The organism is Coleofasciculus sp. G2-EDA-02 (assembly GCF_040226375.1).
Lineage (GTDB): Bacteria > Cyanobacteriota > Cyanobacteriia > Cyanobacteriales > Coleofasciculaceae > Coleofasciculus.
The window spans coordinates 1-17,849 of the sequence record NZ_JAVKEW010000230.1; the positions used below are offsets into that span (position 1 = coordinate 1).

Sequence of the window (17,849 nt, forward strand, 5' to 3'; positions counted from 1 at the left end):
ACTGCAAACGACAAGTTACGGTAAATGTCTATTTTGGGTGTATCGAACCCCAAAATAGACTTGGGGAGTCCATGTATCTCGACGCCAAATCAAAGATTATGGCGTGAGACTTATAGCTCCCCAAACCCCTCGTCAGTTAAAAACTGTTGTTCCAGACGTTCCGCCGGAGGAGTCTCTACCAAATGATCTGTCCTAACCGCTATGGCGGTTGCTATAGCTAAAACATCTAGCGCTAATTATACGAAAATAGAACTGTAGCCCATCCTTTCCCATTTAACCTTGAGTCAATCACCATCCTCTGCCCCTAAACCCAGCCGAAACCACCAAGACTACTATATTCACCGCGCTCGTGCGAGTTTGCGGCACACCTTGTCTTGGTACAACAACCTGCATCACCGCCGCCCCCATCCGGATGTGGAACTGCAAGCGGCATTACAAAATGAACTGGAGGTATTGCAGTTTAGCTTGGACAAACTTGACCAAAGTGTGATTCGCATTGCCACCTTTGGTTTAGTCAGTCGCGGTAAATCGGCTGTCGTCAATGCTTTGCTGGGTCAAAAAATCTTACAAACGGGTCCCCTGCATGGGGTAACGCAGTGGCCCAAGTCGGTACATTGGGCGCCCGGTGGTGAGGGGAAAGTGCTCTTAGAGTTAATTGATACGCCGGGATTGGATGAGGTTCAGGGAGAAGCACGGGCGCAGATGGCGCGACAGGTGGCTTCCCAGGCGGATTTAATTTTATTTGTGGTGGCTGGGGATATTACCCGCACGGAGTATGAGGCATTGTCTGAACTGCGTCAAGCCCAAAAGCCTCTGATTCTCGTATTTAACAAGATTGATTTGTATCCAGAACAAGATAGAGAGGCGATTTACCAGCAACTGCAAGAACTAGGTACAGGCAGTCCCCGCGATCGCCGCTTACAAAAGATGTTATCACCCGAGGAGATCGTCAGGGTAGCCGCAGAACCGTCACCCATACAAGTGCGGGTAGAATTGCCTGATGGAAACGTCAGTTATGAATGGGAAACTCTACCGCCGCAGGTGGATGAGTTGAAGCAAGCTATTTTAAAGATACTCAATCGCGAAGGGCGATCGCTGTTGGCACTCAATGCCCTGTTTCAAGCCCGAACTGCTCAAGTTAACATTGCCCAGAAAACTGTTGCCCAACGTAAAACGGAAGCCGAAGATTTAATCTGGCGCTTTGCTAAGTATAAAGCTTTGGCAGTGGCGCTCAATCCGATTGGTGTCTTGGATATTTTAGGTGGAACTGTAGCAGACTTAGCACTGATTCGTTCCTTATCCCGACTCTACGGTTTACCGATGACGAGTTATGAAGCAGGAAAACTATGGCGCAAAATATTAATCAGTTCCGGGGGCTTGCTTTTGGGTGAACTGGGAAGTAGTGCGCTGTTGGGAATGGGCAAAAGTGCCTCGGCTGTTGTCAGTACAGTAGATAGTATTGGCGGTATCACGGCTTATGCTGGAGTTGCTGTGACTCAAGCTGGGATTGCCGGGTATGGCGCATACACGGTTGGTCATGCGGCGCAAGTCTATTTAGAACAAGGCTGCACTTGGGGACCTTTGGGTGCGAGTCGTGTAATTCAAGATATTCTCAATCAAGTTGAACCGGATATGATTCTCTATCGCCTGCGACAGGAACTGGGTCAACACTTATCTTAGGATTTTCACTACGACAAACCACATTGTTCCAATTTAGCCGCGATCGCTTCAGCGTGACGCCACCAGTCGTAATAGCCTCCCACCCAGCGACGGGATGGCAAATGTCCGGCTGGAGCTTTAAGATTAAAGTGATAAGCTGTATCCGGAAAGTGAGGATTGTAAACCGACCAACCCACGCGATCGCAAAAACTGGCATAATCCCCTTCAACCTCTTGATAGATGCGGCTTTGCACCGTAAAGCCAAAGTGGTTTTTACTGTATTTTACCCATAGCTGATCCAAAGTACGCAAGTCTTCACAGGGTAATTCGTGGATATCATCCAGCTTCAGATAATAACCCGGTGTTTTGCCACACGCCTGACACAATAATGTCCATGTTTCTTTATCCGCTTGTTGCCATTTATGGGTAACCAACAGTTGCTTTAATCGTCGATAGTCAATCCCCACTTCTGAGGTGAGAGTATTCCCTGGGATTGGGCAAGTTGTAGGGTGCCAGAGGTTGATAAAATGAGTGCCTACCGGGGGAGAAGTAGGAGGTGTCAGAGCTGTTATCACCTGATCAGCCGATTGATAGCGTTGCTTAAGGCTATAGTGGATTAACTGATCTAGGATTTTCCCCAGGCGATCACTAATTTTAGTTCCAAGGGGTAAGAAATCTCGCCAAACCCACGTTTCGTTAAATGCATCATACAGATCAAAGGGGGATACCTGAGTCAGCAAGTAAATGCAAGTCACTCCTACACTATATAAGTCACTTGCCCAAAATGCTTTACCTTTGAGTTGTTCGGGTGCCATGTATTCCGGGCTACCAATAATTGTACCTGTTTGCAGTAAGGCAGTATCCGTCAGCAATTTGGCAACACCAAAATCAATTAATACTAATTTCCCATCATCTTGGCGGCGGATAATATTGTCGGGTTTGATATCTCGATGCAGTACACGACAGGAATGGATATAGCCAACCAAGGGTAATATCTCGCGCAAAAATTGCCAAATCTGATCTTCGTTGTAATGTCCCTGTTGCTTTAACTCCTCACTTAGGGTTAGTCCCGGAATGAATTCTTCAATTAAATAAAGCTGTTGATTTTGTTCAAAATGCGCCAGAAGTGTGGGGATTTGCGGATGCTTACCCAACTCATCTAAACGGATTGCCTCTTGCTGAAAAAGTTCTTGAGCTTTGGCAAATGTGTTCGGCTTGGGATTTTCCAGATAAAGTTGTTTAATCACACAAGAGGGTTTACTGGGAATATCTTCATCAACTGCCAAAAAAGTTCTGCCAAATCCACCACGCCCGATGGGTTTTAGGGCGCGATATCGTTCTTTTAGGTGTAGTTTTCCCCCACAAGTTTGACAAAATTGAGCGGAATCATGATTTTCTGGCGTAAGACATCCCGGTGTAATACAATACGTCATTTTATAAATCACATTTAATTTTTTCTTCCCCGGCTTTCAGACGCGCCATGGCACGTTTTTACACCCCTATTCTCTATTCCCTATAAATGATTTATGGGGGAGATAATCTGAATCCCATGACTGGCAAACTTACTCACCCAAAACCCTAAATCTGGACACCGAATCGCTGACTGAACTTGTTGTAAAATTTCTTGGGCTTGTTCCTGGGACTGACAAAGGGCAAATACCGTAGGTCCTGAACCGGACATCATTGTGCCTAATGCACCGCTATTTTCAAAAGCTTGCCGCAGTTGCAAGACTTGGGGATAGTTAGGTAGCACAACTTTTTCTAAATCATTGTATAGCAGTTGACCAATTTTTGAGCCATTTTTATTTATAATACCTTGAACCATAGAACCGGAATGTACGCGAGTCGGGGTATTTAAAGGTTCAGTTGCTATTGATTTGGATGATCGATCAGAACGCCTATAAGAGTTGCCAAACTCAGACCGATAGGTTTGATAAGCCCAAGCGGTAGAAACAGCTAAGTTCTGATGCTTGGCTAACACCACATAGAAAGAATCCAGACTGGGTAAGGGATCAAGTTCTTCGCCTCGCCCCGTTGCGATCGCGGTTCCCCCAGCTAGACAAAATGGCACGTCTGAACCCAGTTTCGCGGCTAACTCTTGTAATTCTGGCTGCGTAAGTCCAAGTTGCCAGAGCATATCCAATCCTACCAAAACGGCTGCAGCATTCGTAGACCCTCCTGCTAATCCAGCCGCGACGGGAATATTCTTTTGAATCGTGACTTCCACACCGCCAAACTGCGCCCAGCAATCGGGAAACTCTTGACTCATCAATTCCACCGCCCGATAAGCCAGATTGGTTTCATCCCGGGGAACTTGCGGGTGATCGCAGTGAACTTGAATGGTTTGAGTACCAATAGCGCGAATGTTAACTTGATCAGCGAGTTCAATGCTTTGCAGGATCATCGCCAGTTCATGATACCCATCGGCGCGATCGCCTAGTATTTCCAGATACAGATTAATTTTGGCAGGGGCGATTAGGGAATAGGAACGCATGGGGGAATTATGAGTTATGAATTATGCATTATAAATTACATTAAATGAGTCACTGGTGCAGGGCGGGTTTAGTCTCGTTATCGGAAATCGACAAACCTTATCCCCCGGCTGCCCCTACTGTCACATTTAAGCGATTGGCAAGAGTAACCCATTGAGTAACGCTCAAGTCTTCAGCACGCGCTTGGGGATGACTATCTAATTGTTCCAGTAATTGGTTAATTGTATCGCGATCGCATACAGATTTGAGGTTATTTCGCAACATTTTCCGTTTACTGGCAAAACCCAGCTTGACTAAGGTTTCTAGCTTTTGGGGATTATCGGCTGAGGGTTCTACAATTCGGGGATGCAAGCAGACTACGGCTGAGTCAACTTTGGGCGGTGGGGAAAAGGCTTTGGCTGGGACATCACAGATCCATTCACAGTCTGCCAGATATTGCACCCGCACCGATAACGCGCCAAATTCCTTGCCACCTGGTTTAGCACATAATCGTTGCGCCACTTCTTTTTGCACCAATAGTACAATTAACTCAAAGGCGGGAGCAACGGGTTGGGCGATGGTTCCCAAGAGCGTTTGCAAAATTGGTCCTGTGATGTTGTAGGGAATATTAGCAACGACTTTATTCGGATAATGGAAATGACCAAAGGCGGCGATATGTTCGGCTAAGTTAAGGGAGAGAATATCCCCTTGTAATAGTAAGAAATTTTCCTTTTGACCTAACTTTTTTGCCAAAAGTTGGCACAAATCCCGGTCAATCTCAACAGCCACCAATGACTCCACCTCCGCCAGGAGTCGCCGCGTCAGCACACCCGTTCCCGGACCAATCTCCAGCAGGCGATCCCTTGGCTGCAAGTCTGCTGCTGTCATGATTTGATTTAGGGCTTTTTCACTACGCAGCCAATGTTGCGCGAATTGTTTACGGGCTTTGGGTTTCATTACTCAATTATTTTATATTTTAAGATAAGCTAGGGCGGGTGCAAGTTGCTCAGTTGTTGGCAACAAGCTATTGAGTCCCTACCCGCCCCTACAGTGACTAAAGAGAGCCTGCTGATGACAGACGTGCCATGGCATCTCTCTACTTATTACTTATTAAAAAATTCTTCAGCACCTGTTGGTTTTCCGCAATGTAATCTCGGGAAAACATGGTAAGATTGGCAATATTTCCCGGACTGGCGTTGTCGATTTCAAAACTCATAATATCGGGTTGTAGGCGCAGGTAGCGCTGAACGTCTGGATTACCTAAGTCCTTAGAAGTCATGATCTGCCGGGTAATATAATCGTGAATATCAGAAGACGCATCAAATAATACGTCAATTAGGCGTCCTTGCCATCCCCATTGTGCCAATCCCCAGCCGCGTGTCTCCTTCCAGGGAAATGGACGGTCAGAATTGCCGGTGCCAATTGAGAGTACAGAAATATCTTGAATTGAATAATTTAATCGTAGCGCTTCTGCCAGAGCTGCCGCCGCCGGATTGTTGGCGCCAACGCCACCATCGATTACAGAATATTCTCGACTCGATGTTTGTAAAAGGTGAGCCGGAAAATAGGTTGGTGCAGATGAGGAACAGACGCAGGCTTCCCATAAAGGAATATTGAAAAAATCTTGGTCTTCACGCCAACTTTTAAACACAATGGGTTTTCGCCCGATTGTATCGTAGGCAATAATCATCAGTTGGAGGGGGTTCTCAATATCCGATAGTTTTGTTGTTCCAAACTCTTCTTGCAACACTTTAATTAAGCCGTCGTCTGAGTAGAGCGGTGCTGAAAGACCGTGTTGAAACACTAATCCCAACCGCTGGGGGGAAAAGCGACCTTGATAGGGAAAAATTCTTGCCCCCTTCTCTCGATATAGCCTGATAATCTCCTCGCTTTTGCGTCCAATGGCGATAGCTGAGGCGAGGATTGAACCCGTAGATGTTCCGGCAATCAAATCGAAATATTGGTTTAAAGGTTGGTTTAGAACTCGTTCAACTTCTGCTAAGATGACGGCTGAAATAATGCCGCGAATGCCACCACCATCTAAGCTTAAAATTCGATAGGTCATTTTCAAATGTCTCCCAAAATCTAGTTGTACTGTAACTTATATTACACTTTTAACCGAAACAACTAGGTAGCCATCAAGAGGGAAGGGGGACAAAAGGATGGACTTAGTATTTTTTTACTTCACATTTATAATTTATGTCGGTGACATCCTCCTACACCGACCCTAGGGGTACGGTGTAGGCTTCCTTTGTCGCCGTTTTAGAACGACGCTTCCGGCGTTTTATAGTGGGGAATATGCCCAGCCCCACTTTCTTGATGTTAATGGCAGCGTTCCAATCTCTGTCCAGTACAAACCCACATAAACAGTGGTGAATTCGTACTGATAAATCTTTTTGTTCAACGCGATTACAACAAGAGCATACCTGGCTTGTGTTATGAGGCTTTACTTTCACCACCAATTTACCAGCTTTCGCAGCTTTGTAATTGAGAATTGAAAGGAATTGACCCCAGCCAGCGTCATTGATTGATTTGTTTAAACCTGACTTAGCGCTTTGTCCGTTTGGTAAATATTTCCCATCTTTGTCCTGTTTTGGCTTGTTTTTTCGGGATAAGTTCCCTGGCTTGATGTCTTCGACAAAGAACACCTTCTCATCCCGGCTCACCAGTCGAGTCGCAGATTCATAATGAAATTGCTTTCGCTTCCGCTGTAACTTTTGGTGATGCTTCGATATTTTTTTCGCCAGCTTTCGCCGTGATGCCGACTTATGCGGCTTTCCATCTTTGCGGTTAGCCAACCTTGCCAACTTCGCCTCGGACTGGCGGTAATGTTGTTGAATAGGCTCAATTTCCCCATCCGATGCCGTCCAGAACTTCTCCAAACCAACGTCCAATCCAATGGAGTTCTCTTCTGTTGCTTCTATCTCTGGTGGCTTAAAGAAGGGGATAGATTTATCCTCTAGGGTTAAGCAAATATACCAACCATCTGCTTTGTGGGAAACTAGCGCCGCTTTGATAGTGAATCCTTTTGGGATTGGGCGATGGTAGATTAGTTTTACCTGACCCACCTTGGGTAGGTTGATATAGACAAGATCCCGTCGTGTACCGCCATTTTTGCGCCGATGCGGGTTAACCGTAACACTCAGGCAATCAGCTTTTAGTTGAGGGATAGAAACTGTCCGGTATCGCCGCACTGATTTAAAGCGAGGTTTTCCGCTTCGCTTCCCATTTAAATCGCCTTTAATAAACCGATTAAACGTATCTTCTACCCGCTTAATTGCTTCCTGGATTACCTGGGAATGAACCCCTTCGTACAGGTGTTTATTCGATTCCCTTGACCAATGGGTTGCCCGTTTCTGCGAGTAATAGGTTGGCTGGTCTTTGAGTTCTGGTAAATAAGTTACAAAAATTGGACAAGCATTGACAGGTGAGCGTAATCGCTCCCACCAGTTAAACCGTTCTTCCAACATCAGATTGTGTATCCGGCACAACTTGTACAGCCATTCATTTAGCTGATAAGTTTGTTGCCTATCCGGCACAATTCTATACTGGTAGTTCAGTTTAAATGTGTCTTTGCTTCGCTTCAATTTTTATCACCTCCTTAAGTTTAATTATAACTCACACACTACACAGGCGATTCATCACACCAAATCAAAGATTATGGTGTGAGATGAATCGCCGATCAAGCTAAAATTATTTTAATTTGGGATTTAAGGGAACCATTCTATCCCGATTGACCCTTTACTGGATGCTGCTTATGTCAGACCTTTATGTCTCTTGGTCAGAATACCATAAAAAAATTGAACTCCTAGCCGTCAAGATTTATCAAGCCAACTGGGAGTTTAACCAAATTGTCTGCATTGCTAAAGGAGGACTGCGGGTTGGGGATATCCTCTGCCGAATTTACAACAAACCCTTAGCGATTCTTTCAGCATCGTCTTATGGGGGTTCCCAAAACCGTGTCCGAGGTGAAATCACCTTTTCCCACCATCTGACGATGATAACGGAAACATTAGGGAATCGTGTGCTACTTGTGGATGATTTAGTGGATTCTGGCGTTAGCCTGCGGGAATCGATGCATTGGCTAGAGGAACGGTATGGGAATGAATTAGAGGAGATTCGCACGGCGGTTCTGTGGTTCAAAGCTCACTCCCTGATCACTCCTGATTATTATGTAGACTATTTATCTGCCAATCCCTGGATTCATCAACCCTTTGAACCTTATGAAAATATAAGTCCAAATGAGTTAGCCGCAAGCTATTTGCTCAAGGAAGCTTAAGCATTTTTACTCATCAGACCGCACTGATGAGTGAAACCTTACGTCTAAAGAAAGAGGTTTACAGGAGGCAAATCTGATTATGGTGAAGTGATTAAGATTTATCACCACACAACTATTATGTCAGACCCACAAACAACGAATCCCATCTCCCAGGCAAAAGAAAAGGTGGCTGAGGCAATTCCTACCCCAGCATCACCCCAGCAGATGCCAGAGTCTAGCGCTCAAGCACTCAAATCCCGCCTACAATGGGGTGAACCTGCTTTGACAATTCTGGATGTTCGCTATCCGCCTAACACTGGACAACCGTTGACAACACGATCATTCCAGTGATGGATAGCCAGTCTAAGCAAACGCTACGTTATTAGGGTCATGGAATCTATAAGTGCTTGCCAGCTTATAGTCTAAAAGCCGTCTAGGTTTAAACAGGTGATTTAGGTATAGCCAGTGACCTAGACACGACAAGCTCTAATAACATTGACGAGGCACAATTTACCCTGGAAACAGGAGTTTTCGTATTATGCGAGTTTTTGTGATTAATTCCCACCAGGAACCACTCAACAGTTGTCATCCCGCCAAGGCGAGAAAGCTTCTTGCTTCTGGTCAAGCGGCTGTGTGGAGGCGGTATCCTTTTACCATTATTTTAAAACAGGAGGTAAAGAAGCCCATTGTTACGGAACATCAACTAAAAATTGATCCTGGCTTCCGAGTAACTGGACTAGCCATTTTAGAAGGTCTGCGAGTCATATTTGCGGCTGAACTAAGCCATAGAGGAATTGCCATTCAAGAGGCAATATCAAGTCGCAGCGCGATCGCGCTGCCTTTAACCAAGCTCGGATCAGGGGTGCGGTTCCTATGCCGATGGCGGAATTAACTGATCGTGCCATATCCAGTCTCGAACCGCAACGTGAGATCTACGTCTACGGTGACGATGATCAACAAAGCAATCAAGCAGCCGCAAAACTGCGGGAAGCGGGTTTTGTATCTGTATCTGTCCTCAAAGGTGGATTAACGGCTTGGAAAGCAATTTCTGGTTCAACAGAGGGTCCGGCTGAGCAACTGCCGAGCAACTTTGGCTTATGATCGGAGTTTGGGGGAGGTAATAAGTCCCGCACCATAATCTATGATTTGTCGGGATAATTGGATTTCCCCCAAAAAAAGTCCGGAGAAAATAGACCGATAGTTGCCAGAGCATAACCGGCTAATTGCAGAAATTGATCCCCCTTGAGACTGTTCATGATTGTCTTTAATCATCGACAACCTTAGTCTTAGATACCTTATCGTGCCAACCGCGTGGGTGGTTGGAAGTAAGAAAACTGAAGGCTTCAAAGGGAATATACCGAGCGGCTGACCTGTGAAAAATTTGTCCTGAACTTGGTTTTTGATCCCGGTTGTTTACGACTCTTGTTTTGGTAATAAATTTAGCCGGACTTTTACTCCATAGTGATTCGGTTACTTGGTAATAAAGCAAGAATAAAATGTAGGCGATTAGATTATAAATTAAATCCTCTAACGCCGTCGCTTCATTAGTTTCCAAAAGTTCTGGATTAAATACACTCCAAATTATAAATATAACTATGACAATGAAAAAGTAAAGAAGTAAGAAAAATAAACTATCTAGAACAAAATTTAAAAATCTCTTTGTTTGACTGGCAGGTTTGAGACTCGGTTTAGGCTCTGTGGCAAAATGAGCTTGAGGCGGGTTTTGATAATTGTCAGTAACCTGGTCTGTTTCAAAGGTAGATGTTTTGTGGGTATTGATTTTGACTTGAGAAGTGACAGATGAACTCAAGTCTTGAGGTTCATTGTTAGCAACACTGACAGATGAATCAGCTTCGATGGGATTTGATTCAGTTGGGTTGGCTAAATCAATATCTTGATTCCAATCGGGAATCTCTTCACCAATTTGCCGTCCATATATCTGAACTCGCTCAATTGATTTTACACCCAAATTAATCAATCCTTGGCAAATTCTTGGAGTTAAGTCCATGGATGGAACCTGAGCCGATTCCAGCATTACTTGTAAGTTATTATTTTCTCGACCAACTTTAGCTGTAACACCTTGAGGCTGGAGAGAACGATTGAGCAAAACAGCAATGGCTTCAGGATTGCCTTGTTTTGCCAGTTTTTTGATTTTTTCAGGATTCATGAGAGATTGACCTTTTAGGAAGGGGTAATCAGTAATACCAATTGGGTTGACGTTTGACACATAACACTACTTATAGGGGTGGATTTTACGCTGATTATCTAGTGTGGAAACCACAATTATCCGCCCTGATCCTAATTTTTTGTAAATTTTGATAAAACTTAACCAAAACGCGATCGCACTTCCACGCACGCTTATCGGTATCTATTGCCTATTGCCAGTTTTAACCATAACTTGGCTGATAATCCGCACAATTTTTAGCCAAACCAGAGAGAGGAACAGAGTGGTACTAGCGTAGGCGAAGAATAACCAGGGAAAAGAATAATCTTGATTCCCATTGTTGAAGCCATACCAATACATCCGATCTAAAATATTTGAACCAAATAATGTAATATACAACCACGGTATCCACCGACTCAATGATGTACCTAAATGGGCTAGCTTAGCCTCCTGCACTTTAAGTCGCTCGGCTAATGTGTTCAACGTATTCCAGATTCCCCAGAAGCTATAAAATGGAACCACAAAGCGAGCAACAGCCCCCCAAGGCGTGATTGGATAGTCAGGTAGGTGGGTTCTCAGATACCCATGAACGCGATGCAGCCAAACCAAACTCAGGAGAAAGACAAGGGTGTAAGTGCAATCACTGATTAATTCCAGAGGGTTCCAGAACGAGTCAATAAAAATCACCATGCGGTGAATTAAATAGATGAGGATTCCCGTCGTATCGGCTACATCCAATAGGTCATAAATATAGTAAGAGGTTGCCCAAACAGCCGCGTAAATCACAAAGAGGCTATTGAAACTAATTTCTAACCCCAGGAAGGCGATTAAAACACGACTTATCTGTTTTAGAACACGGGCTTTTTTCCCTTGGGCTTTTGAGTTGGGGCTAGCTTGGTTGAGAGAATTGGCGATTCCACGGGTTTGATAAATCTCAGCCGTAACGAATGGCGTATCGGATAGGTTCAAGTTTTGGGTTTCTAGTTCTCCATCAACTTGATTGTGATCGGTTTTTTTCTCGGTGCGTTCTATTTCCTGATCAAGTTGTCTTTGGGGAATCAGTAAAATTGAGCTAGATTCCTCAAGGGGAGAATGATTGAGAACAGGTTGAGGTTGCTCACCTAAGTCCAATTCCTGACTCCATGCGGGAAAATCGAGATGGGTTTGTTTGCCATAAATTTTGACCGTTTTGATTGATTTAACCGCCAGTTTGGTCATACCCTGATAAATAAACTGCACCATCACCTCTTGGTTGGGTAGAGTATTACCTTCCAGCATCAGGCGCAAGCAGTCCCCTTTCACCTTGGTTTTAGCCGTAACGCCTTGTACCTGAAGATGACGATTGATCAGGGCTGCGATCGCGTGGCTATCCCCCTGCTTTGCCCGTTCTATAATCGGTGGTATCCTAGTCATGCCATTATCCTTAACAGGTCAGTCGATCCATAGCTTAATTATCTATAGCTCTGAGAAGATTTTGGCAAAACGCGATCGCGCAGGTGCAATACAACCCCCACTCCTAATTTCTGTAGCGTTGACGACGAAATTCAATCACATTTTTTTTGAGCGTAACCTCATAGCCGTCAAAAAAGTCTTGTCCGAGCAATCCAATCGTTTGAGCTGGAGGCGCAACGGATACCATCACATCTGTTGTCACCCGATTACTGATTTTATGAGATTCAACTAAAGATAAAATAACGAATGATCTTCAGTCTTCGCGTTCTAATCTTCTATGGTTCTGAGGCAGAAATTGCTATGCACAACTTTAGCAGAATTGACTGATTTTTTATTTTGAGCAAACAAACTTAAGTGAGGCTTCTTCGGGAGAACCTGAATCGGGTACACCGCCTCTGCCATCTTCTCCATAGTTATAATCTTTAACGGTTTGTCCGTTAGCATCTAGCAATCGCTCAAAGCGCACTTGATAAATCTGATTCTGGCAATCCACCGCGATATAATATGTAGCGCTGTATACCTGTTTTCCGGGTACGATATTAGTGTCGGGTTCTCCGTAGATAACATTTGCCCAGAAGTAGCGCAAGCGCCCTCTGCCTTCAATCGTGGAGACATTAACGTGGTAGGCGTTATTGTCTGCATCGGTTTTGACTCTCACCCACTGCTGCGCGATCGCGACGGGTGAAATGAGGATGGCGCTGGTTAGGGAAAGGAGGGTGAATACTCCTTGGAGAGAACGGCGGTTGAGTTGAATTAAGGGATTTGTCATATAGATAGCCGCTTAAGGGTTCTGAACTGTTTATACATATGCTTTTAATTAATAATAAAACGAGTTTAACCTGAACAAAACTGCTGGCGAGTCATCTGAAGAAAGTCAGTCAAAGCCATTGACGGATTTTCCACACTGTACGCCTGTTGCAACACATCCGCCCACATCTGACGAGCGGCAAAATACTGGGCTTTAGCGTAAGCTATCTCCTCGGCTGATGCTCTATCGTCTTGCAATTGTGCCTCTATAGTCATCAAATCAGAAGAGATGCGATCGCGTGTTGGTTGATCCACTATCTGAAAGGCTAGCCGATAAAGCGGAACAGAGTCCTGATTAAATAATACCCAAAAATAACGCTCTCCCGGTTGCAGCGCTTCCCCATCATACAAAAGCATATCCTCTGATGGACTCACTTGTTTACTCCACACCACATCCTGGGTAACATGCTGCCACAGTTCAAGTTTGCCAATCTCTTCTCCCTCTTTAACTCGCCACATAAATAATGGGCGATTACTCCAAACTAAGGGAATGGCTAAAGGATTGTAGGCTGGAGAAATTGGACAAACGGAACCACGACTTCCTCCCGTTCTTCCCCGCGCTGGGGGTTCAGTGTTATTGTTGGATGATGAGTTGGTTTGATATAAATCTAACCACAGAAAGCGTTGACGTTGAGCCAGGGTTATCCTTGGTATGAATAGCTGATATCCAACGAGCCAAGTGATTAAAGTTATTGACAATAAACCTAAGGGTAAAATCTTTTTGTTATTTGTCATTTGTTATCAATGGATAATTAATAATTGATAATTGATAATTGATAATTGATTAATTGGGTCTAAGACCTCTTCGTAAACGAAAAAATTAAAAAATATTTTCCTGAATTTCAATCCTCTTCTTTTAAGGAGAGGTCATTATCCATTGTTCATTATCCATTGTCAATTTGTGAATTGTCATTTGTTATTTGTCATTCAAACGGGGCGGGTTTAATGACATCAGGGGGGCAAACAATGATAATAGTTAAACCCGCCCCTACAAACTCACATTAGTTGAGCGAGGGATGAAAATTCTGGATTATCCGTTGATTCCTCACTCAGCCGCCCCTGCGGCTTTAAGAACACCCACGACTTCCGGATACCCATTAAATTCAGCAATCATCATCGCCGTATAACCACCCCGATTTTTGAGGGTGACATCAGCACCGGCTTCGAGTAAACATTTCACAGCGGGGATATAACCCCGATGGGCTGCCCACATTAAGGCTGTCGCCCCCGCACTATCTCGCTGATTCACATCCGCGCCCGCTTCTAATACCGAGCGTATCAGTTCACTATTCCCTTGATCAGCCACCTTCATTAACAGGGTTTTCCCTTTGATGTCCGTCATATTGGCATTTGCCCCAGCTTTGAGCAATACTTTGACGGTTTCTGAATATCCCTGAGATAGGGCAAGGGTAAGTGGGGTTTCGGCTTGGTTAGTTGCATTCACGTCAGCGCCATGTTGCAACAGCGCGATCGCAATGTCTGTGTGACCATGTAAAGCGGCTAGAAGCAGCGCCGTGTCGCCTAGGTTATTTTTGAGGTGTACGCTGGCGTTGCGCTGGAGTAACGCCTCCACAACCGCCCCATGCCCTTCTACAGAGGCTAAATGTAATACTGTCTCCCCATCATCATCCTGAACATTAATCTGTGCCCCCGCATCCAGTAATGCCCGAACAATGTCACAATGACCTCCTGCTGCTGCCGCCATCAAGGCAGTTCCACCCCTGAGATTGTGCTGATTCACATCTGCACCCGCCGCTAATAAAGCCTGGACAACCGGCGTATGACCTTGATCTGCCGCTAAAGTCAGCGCGGTTTCACCGTCCTCATCTTGCAGATTGACATCAGCACCATGAGCCAACAATAGCTGAATAATCGGTAAATAGCCTAACTCAGCCGCCTGTATGAGTGCGGTTCTGCCATCAACGTTTCGAGTATTGACATCAAACCCACCCTCCAGTAATCGGCTCACCATCTGAGTATGACCCTCACTAGCCGCCAAAAGCAATGCCTCTGAACTCAGTGTGCTATCTGCCCCAGCTTCGAGTAAGGTGTTGACAATTTGAATCTGACCACTTTCCGCCGCTAGCTTCAGGGCGTTATCGTTATCTTTGTCTTGGATATTGACATCAGCACCTGCTTTGAGTAGGCGTTGTACCAGTTTGAGATGACCTTTATGTGCCGCCACCATAAGCGCGGTGCTACCATCTTCATTCTTGGCATTAACATCAGCACCGGCGGCGATTAGGGTTTCTACTGCATCCACCTGATTGGCGGCGACAGCGAGCATGAGTGCGGTTAAACTGTACCGTTTTCGTGGCAGGTTGATATTGACACCAGCCGCGACTAGCGATCGCACAATTTCGGTATAACCCCGTTGAGCGGCTATCATCAAGGCAGTCGTGCCATCGCGATCAGTCGCATCGATATTCACCCCCTGACTCAGCAGGGTTTTGATTTGGGTCAAGTTGCCACTTTGGGCGGCTTTCAGCAGTAAGCCATCAGTGTTTTGGATCATAGCTATTCCAGGGGAATGGTCAACGCCAGCGCCAATCAGACTAGTTAAATCTATCTCTTGGGAGGGAAGTCAGTTTCGTTATCAGACTTTAGAGGAAACAGCAGCTATGCTATGTTAACTTTTGTCACTATATTGAAACTCCTCTAAGAAGCTTATGAACTTCGACATCCCAGAACCGATTAAAGTTTACTCCCAATTCTTTCACCCTATAGTGATGTGGCTCCTGCTGGCAACTGCCATTTATGCCCTGTATCTGGGGATCAAAATTCAACAGACGAGAACGGCAGAAGGTGAACTCCGCAAAGAGCTAATCAAGGGCAAATACAATATCAAGCACCATCAAATTGGTTCAATCCTGTTAGCCGTTATGGTGATTAGCACCGTTGGCGGAATGGCAGTGACTTACATCAACAACGGTAAGTTATTTTTCGGTCCCCACTTGCTGGTTGGCTTAAGTATGACTGCCCTCATTGCCATGTCGGCGTCCTTTACACCATTCATGCAAAAAGGTCAAATGTGGGCTCGCTATAGCCATATTGCCCTGAATGCGGTGCTTTTAGGACTGTTTGGCTGGCAAGCTGTAACGGGAATGCAGATTGTGCAAAAAATTATCAGCAAAATGTAGTAAGCTGTTCGGCATTTAAACCTTAACGATTTTACTGCGTAATGCGAGCCAGCAAGCTCGCTACCCATTCCCAATTTAAATGCGTGACAGCTTACCACCCAATCCCTCACCTGACTTTTCACGGGAAGGTTAGGACACCGAGTTGGTAGGGGAGATGAGGGAGAACGGAGAACGGAGAAAAAATTCTCAATTTTCATCCTTCATCTTCCCCACCTTATTCTTGTTCGTCGGGCTGTTTTTTCTCGGAATCACCTCCGAAAATCGATGAAATAGTATTTGGGTGAACTATTTTTCTTTTGCCTGACACAGATTGACTGGGCGCAATCTTATTGGCAGATGATTCTGGCTTCTTGCCTGAGTCTAGTGTATCTTGAGATTGACTTTTGCGAGGATTTGTGTGAATTGAATCGTCGCTAGATGACGATGAATCCCCAGTCTTATCCGGTTCATCTAGAGGCATACTAGAAGTAGAGTTTTGCTGAAATAGTGGGTTATTGATGGGTTGCGATCGCACGGAACGAGATGAAGACGGCGCTTCCTGAGATGGCTCTTGGCTGAATGCTGTTTCTTGGTCTAAAAATACTGAGGAAACCTTGGGTTGTGGTTGTGAAGGCTTCTCCTCAATTTCTGGTGTTGTCTTATTGTCTGAGTTCGGTATCGGTATCGAGAAAGCACAACCTATCTGATGTTCCTTGACTGGAATACTACCTGAGTCAAGAGAATCTGGCTGACTCTGAACAAGGTTTTGAGATTGAGCAAATAAATCTGGAATCTGTGATTGAGTCAACTCCACAGAACTATCAGAATTTGGTTCAACATTTACAGACGGGCTATTTTGTTTGGGGGGAAAAAGCCCCTCTTTAGGCTGTTGATTCTGGCGGATTTTCTGCTTTCGTAAAGGTTGGCTTGGTTGAACTTCAGTGGGAACTTCATCATCGGTTTGAGGTACATCAACATCGGCAGATGTTTGGCTAGAAATGAACTCTGACAATACTTCATTATCTTCCCTATGTTTCCTCTCTTCTTGAACAGAGACACTCGAATAGTTATCAGGTTGCCAAACAATTTTATTCTGAGTCGAGGGAACTTTCTCATCCGGCAAAGCCAGAATATGAGCGGTTAATGTAATGCGGCGTTTCAGAGATGCTGAAACCAGAAAAATACTACCGTTAATTAACGTATCTTTTGGCAGAGAATCTATATGGAGGCGAATCTCGTTTTGTCCTGGAGTAAGGTGGCGAGGTGAAAATGCCAGTCCAGATATATTAGCTGAAATTGTACAGTTCACTGGCACAATAATTCGCAAGAGCAAATCATGTTCTCTTCCATGGGAAAGTTGACCCAGATGCAATGATTCTGGATAGTTCCACTCACCCTCTTCTTCTGGTAATCCCATCACTGAACCTCGTACTTCGACATTATCAAGCTGTAAGCCTTGTCCAGATTTTACGAGAATGGCACACTGGTCTTCTATACGACTTCCGACTTCTCCAGTGAACTCTATTCTGAGATTACGCAAGCTGACTCTATCAGACTCAATAGACACCACTGGTCCGTGATTTGTACAAATGGTTGCCCCTTGTCCATCTAAAATAAGGGGACGATTAATCACAATTGAACCAATATACTCTTGATGGGGGGGCCACAAGGAGAGTTTCCCTTGAGCCAAGAAATTGAGTTGTTCTTGCAGAGTTTTAGGATTCGCTGATTCAGGAGACGGTTTACTAACGTTTAATTTCTCAGCAATTTGTTCATCAACATCATCAAGGGGAGACTCCTCTGGTTTGGGTTGTGGAGATAGTTCTACACCCTTTGGCTGTTCAACAGGCGGCTGAGGCGGTTGACCCAGCCATTGTATAAATCGCTCTATCAGTCTAAACATGAAGTCCTTGGCTTGA

General features: G+C 44.9%; 18 protein-coding genes. 6 read left to right on the plus strand and 12 right to left on the minus strand.

Features of this window, described 5'->3' with window-relative positions:
• Positions 1–279 precede the first annotated feature (279 nt).
• The gene (locus RLO19_RS26435) at positions 280–1,680 is read left to right on the plus strand and encodes a GTP-binding protein (RefSeq protein ID WP_446360364.1); all 1,401 of its coding nucleotides are present in this window, start codon (positions 280–282) and stop codon (positions 1,678–1,680) included.
• A gap of 8 nt (positions 1,681–1,688) precedes the next feature.
• On the opposite strand, the gene RLO19_RS26440 is transcribed toward RLO19_RS26435, so the two are convergent.
• The 5 genes from RLO19_RS26440 to RLO19_RS26460 form a co-directional block, all read right to left on the minus strand.
• Positions 1,689–3,092: a protein kinase domain-containing protein gene (locus tag RLO19_RS26440; protein WP_446360365.1), complete on the minus strand. Its 1,404-nt coding sequence runs from the start codon at positions 3,090–3,092 to the stop codon at positions 1,689–1,691.
• Positions 3,093–3,172: 80 nt separating this feature from the next.
• Positions 3,173–4,153 carry a 4-(cytidine 5'-diphospho)-2-C-methyl-D-erythritol kinase gene (gene ispE, locus RLO19_RS26445; RefSeq protein ID WP_446360366.1) on the minus strand — a complete coding sequence of 327 codons (981 nt, stop codon included), beginning with the start codon at positions 4,151–4,153 and terminating at the stop codon, positions 3,173–3,175.
• 97 nt (positions 4,154–4,250) lie between these two features.
• Positions 4,251–5,087: a 16S rRNA (adenine(1518)-N(6)/adenine(1519)-N(6))-dimethyltransferase RsmA gene (gene rsmA / locus RLO19_RS26450; RefSeq protein WP_446360367.1), complete on the minus strand. Its 837-nt coding sequence runs from the start codon at positions 5,085–5,087 to the stop codon at positions 4,251–4,253.
• A 139-nt stretch (positions 5,088–5,226) separates the two neighbouring features.
• A complete protein-coding gene (locus RLO19_RS26455; protein ID WP_446360368.1) occupies positions 5,227–6,195 on the minus strand; it encodes a CBASS cGAMP-activated phospholipase in 969 nt (322 codons plus the stop codon).
• Between the two features lie 151 nt (positions 6,196–6,346).
• Positions 6,347–7,717: an RNA-guided endonuclease InsQ/TnpB family protein gene (locus tag RLO19_RS26460; protein ID WP_446360369.1), complete on the minus strand. Its 1,371-nt coding sequence runs from the start codon at positions 7,715–7,717 to the stop codon at positions 6,347–6,349.
• Positions 7,718–7,887: 170 nt separating this feature from the next.
• On the opposite strand from RLO19_RS26460, the gene RLO19_RS26465 reads away from it, so the two are divergent.
• The 4 genes from RLO19_RS26465 (at position 7,888) to RLO19_RS26480 (ending at position 9,489) form a co-directional block, all read left to right on the plus strand.
• Positions 7,888–8,409 carry a phosphoribosyltransferase gene (locus RLO19_RS26465; protein WP_446360370.1) on the plus strand — a complete coding sequence of 174 codons (522 nt, stop codon included), beginning with the start codon at positions 7,888–7,890 and terminating at the stop codon, positions 8,407–8,409.
• Positions 8,410–8,526: 117 nt separating this feature from the next.
• Positions 8,527–8,739, plus strand: coding sequence for a hypothetical protein (locus RLO19_RS26470; protein ID WP_446360371.1), 213 nt, complete (start codon positions 8,527–8,529; stop codon positions 8,737–8,739).
• 187 nt (positions 8,740–8,926) lie between these two features.
• Positions 8,927–9,280, plus strand: coding sequence for an RRXRR domain-containing protein (locus RLO19_RS26475; protein WP_446360372.1), 354 nt, complete (start codon positions 8,927–8,929; stop codon positions 9,278–9,280).
• Complete coding sequence (locus tag RLO19_RS26480; protein ID WP_446360373.1) at positions 9,268–9,489, plus strand: rhodanese-like domain-containing protein; 222 nt, start codon at positions 9,268–9,270, stop codon at positions 9,487–9,489. The genes RLO19_RS26475 and RLO19_RS26480 overlap by 13 nt, the downstream gene beginning before the upstream one ends.
• Before the next feature lie 163 nt (positions 9,490–9,652).
• On the opposite strand, the gene RLO19_RS26485 is transcribed toward RLO19_RS26480, so the two are convergent.
• The 6 genes from RLO19_RS26485 to RLO19_RS26510 all read right to left on the minus strand — a co-directional run bounded on the left by RLO19_RS26485 (position 9,653) and on the right by RLO19_RS26510 (position 15,326).
• Positions 9,653–10,555, minus strand: a complete 903-nt coding sequence (locus RLO19_RS26485) for an RDD family protein (protein WP_446360374.1) — start codon at positions 10,553–10,555, stop codon at positions 9,653–9,655.
• Positions 10,556–10,756: 201 nt separating this feature from the next.
• Positions 10,757–11,965 (minus strand): hypothetical protein, encoded by a 1,209-nt coding sequence (locus tag RLO19_RS26490; RefSeq protein ID WP_446360375.1) that lies wholly within the window; start codon positions 11,963–11,965, stop codon positions 10,757–10,759.
• Positions 11,966–12,068: 103 nt separating this feature from the next.
• Positions 12,069–12,206, minus strand: a complete 138-nt coding sequence (locus RLO19_RS26495; RefSeq protein ID WP_446360376.1) for a hypothetical protein — start codon at positions 12,204–12,206, stop codon at positions 12,069–12,071.
• Positions 12,207–12,335: 129 nt separating this feature from the next.
• The gene (locus tag RLO19_RS26500) at positions 12,336–12,773 is read right to left on the minus strand and encodes a surface-adhesin E family protein (protein ID WP_446360377.1); all 438 of its coding nucleotides are present in this window, start codon (positions 12,771–12,773) and stop codon (positions 12,336–12,338) included.
• 65 nt (positions 12,774–12,838) lie between these two features.
• Positions 12,839–13,546, minus strand: coding sequence for a hypothetical protein (locus RLO19_RS26505; RefSeq protein ID WP_446360378.1), 708 nt, complete (start codon positions 13,544–13,546; stop codon positions 12,839–12,841).
• 310 nt (positions 13,547–13,856) lie between these two features.
• Positions 13,857–15,326, minus strand: a complete 1,470-nt coding sequence (locus RLO19_RS26510; RefSeq protein ID WP_446360379.1) for an ankyrin repeat domain-containing protein — start codon at positions 15,324–15,326, stop codon at positions 13,857–13,859.
• 154 nt (positions 15,327–15,480) lie between these two features.
• Here RLO19_RS26510 and RLO19_RS26515 point away from each other — a divergent pair, with 154 nt between their 5' ends.
• Positions 15,481–15,951, plus strand: coding sequence for a DUF4079 domain-containing protein (locus RLO19_RS26515; RefSeq protein WP_446360380.1), 471 nt, complete (start codon positions 15,481–15,483; stop codon positions 15,949–15,951).
• A gap of 214 nt (positions 15,952–16,165) precedes the next feature.
• Here the strand turns inward: RLO19_RS26515 and RLO19_RS26520 are convergent, their stop codons facing one another.
• A complete protein-coding gene (locus tag RLO19_RS26520; protein WP_446360381.1) occupies positions 16,166–17,833 on the minus strand; it encodes a hypothetical protein in 1,668 nt (555 codons plus the stop codon).
• Between the last annotated feature and the right edge of the window lie 16 nt (positions 17,834–17,849).

Excerpts from the sequence above, each read along its gene's own strand:
- rsmA (WP_446360367.1), bottom strand. The coding sequence starts at position 5,087 with ATGAAACCCAAAGCCCGTAAACAATTCGCGCAACATTGGCTGCGTAGT.
- RLO19_RS26505 (WP_446360378.1), bottom strand. The coding sequence starts at position 13,546 with ATGACAAATAACAAAAAGATTTTACCCTTAGGTTTATTGTCAATAACT.
- RLO19_RS26510 (WP_446360379.1), bottom strand. The coding sequence starts at position 15,326 with ATGATCCAAAACACTGATGGCTTACTGCTGAAAGCCGCCCAAAGTGGC.
- RLO19_RS26490 (WP_446360375.1), bottom strand. The coding sequence starts at position 11,965 with ATGACTAGGATACCACCGATTATAGAACGGGCAAAGCAGGGGGATAGC.
- RLO19_RS26440 (WP_446360365.1), bottom strand. The coding sequence starts at position 3,092 with ATGACGTATTGTATTACACCGGGATGTCTTACGCCAGAAAATCATGAT.
- RLO19_RS26515 (WP_446360380.1), top strand. The coding sequence starts at position 15,481 with ATGAACTTCGACATCCCAGAACCGATTAAAGTTTACTCCCAATTCTTT.
- RLO19_RS26470 (WP_446360371.1), top strand. The coding sequence starts at position 8,527 with ATGTCAGACCCACAAACAACGAATCCCATCTCCCAGGCAAAAGAAAAG.
- RLO19_RS26485 (WP_446360374.1), bottom strand. The coding sequence starts at position 10,555 with ATGAATCCTGAAAAAATCAAAAAACTGGCAAAACAAGGCAATCCTGAA.
- RLO19_RS26455 (WP_446360368.1), bottom strand. The coding sequence starts at position 6,195 with ATGACCTATCGAATTTTAAGCTTAGATGGTGGTGGCATTCGCGGCATT.
- RLO19_RS26465 (WP_446360370.1), top strand. The coding sequence starts at position 7,888 with ATGTCAGACCTTTATGTCTCTTGGTCAGAATACCATAAAAAAATTGAA.
- RLO19_RS26520 (WP_446360381.1), bottom strand. The coding sequence starts at position 17,833 with ATGTTTAGACTGATAGAGCGATTTATACAATGGCTGGGTCAACCGCCT.
- RLO19_RS26475 (WP_446360372.1), top strand. The coding sequence starts at position 8,927 with ATGCGAGTTTTTGTGATTAATTCCCACCAGGAACCACTCAACAGTTGT.
- ispE (WP_446360366.1), bottom strand. The coding sequence starts at position 4,153 with ATGCGTTCCTATTCCCTAATCGCCCCTGCCAAAATTAATCTGTATCTG.
- RLO19_RS26500 (WP_446360377.1), bottom strand. The coding sequence starts at position 12,773 with ATGACAAATCCCTTAATTCAACTCAACCGCCGTTCTCTCCAAGGAGTA.
- RLO19_RS26480 (WP_446360373.1), top strand. The coding sequence starts at position 9,268 with ATGGCGGAATTAACTGATCGTGCCATATCCAGTCTCGAACCGCAACGT.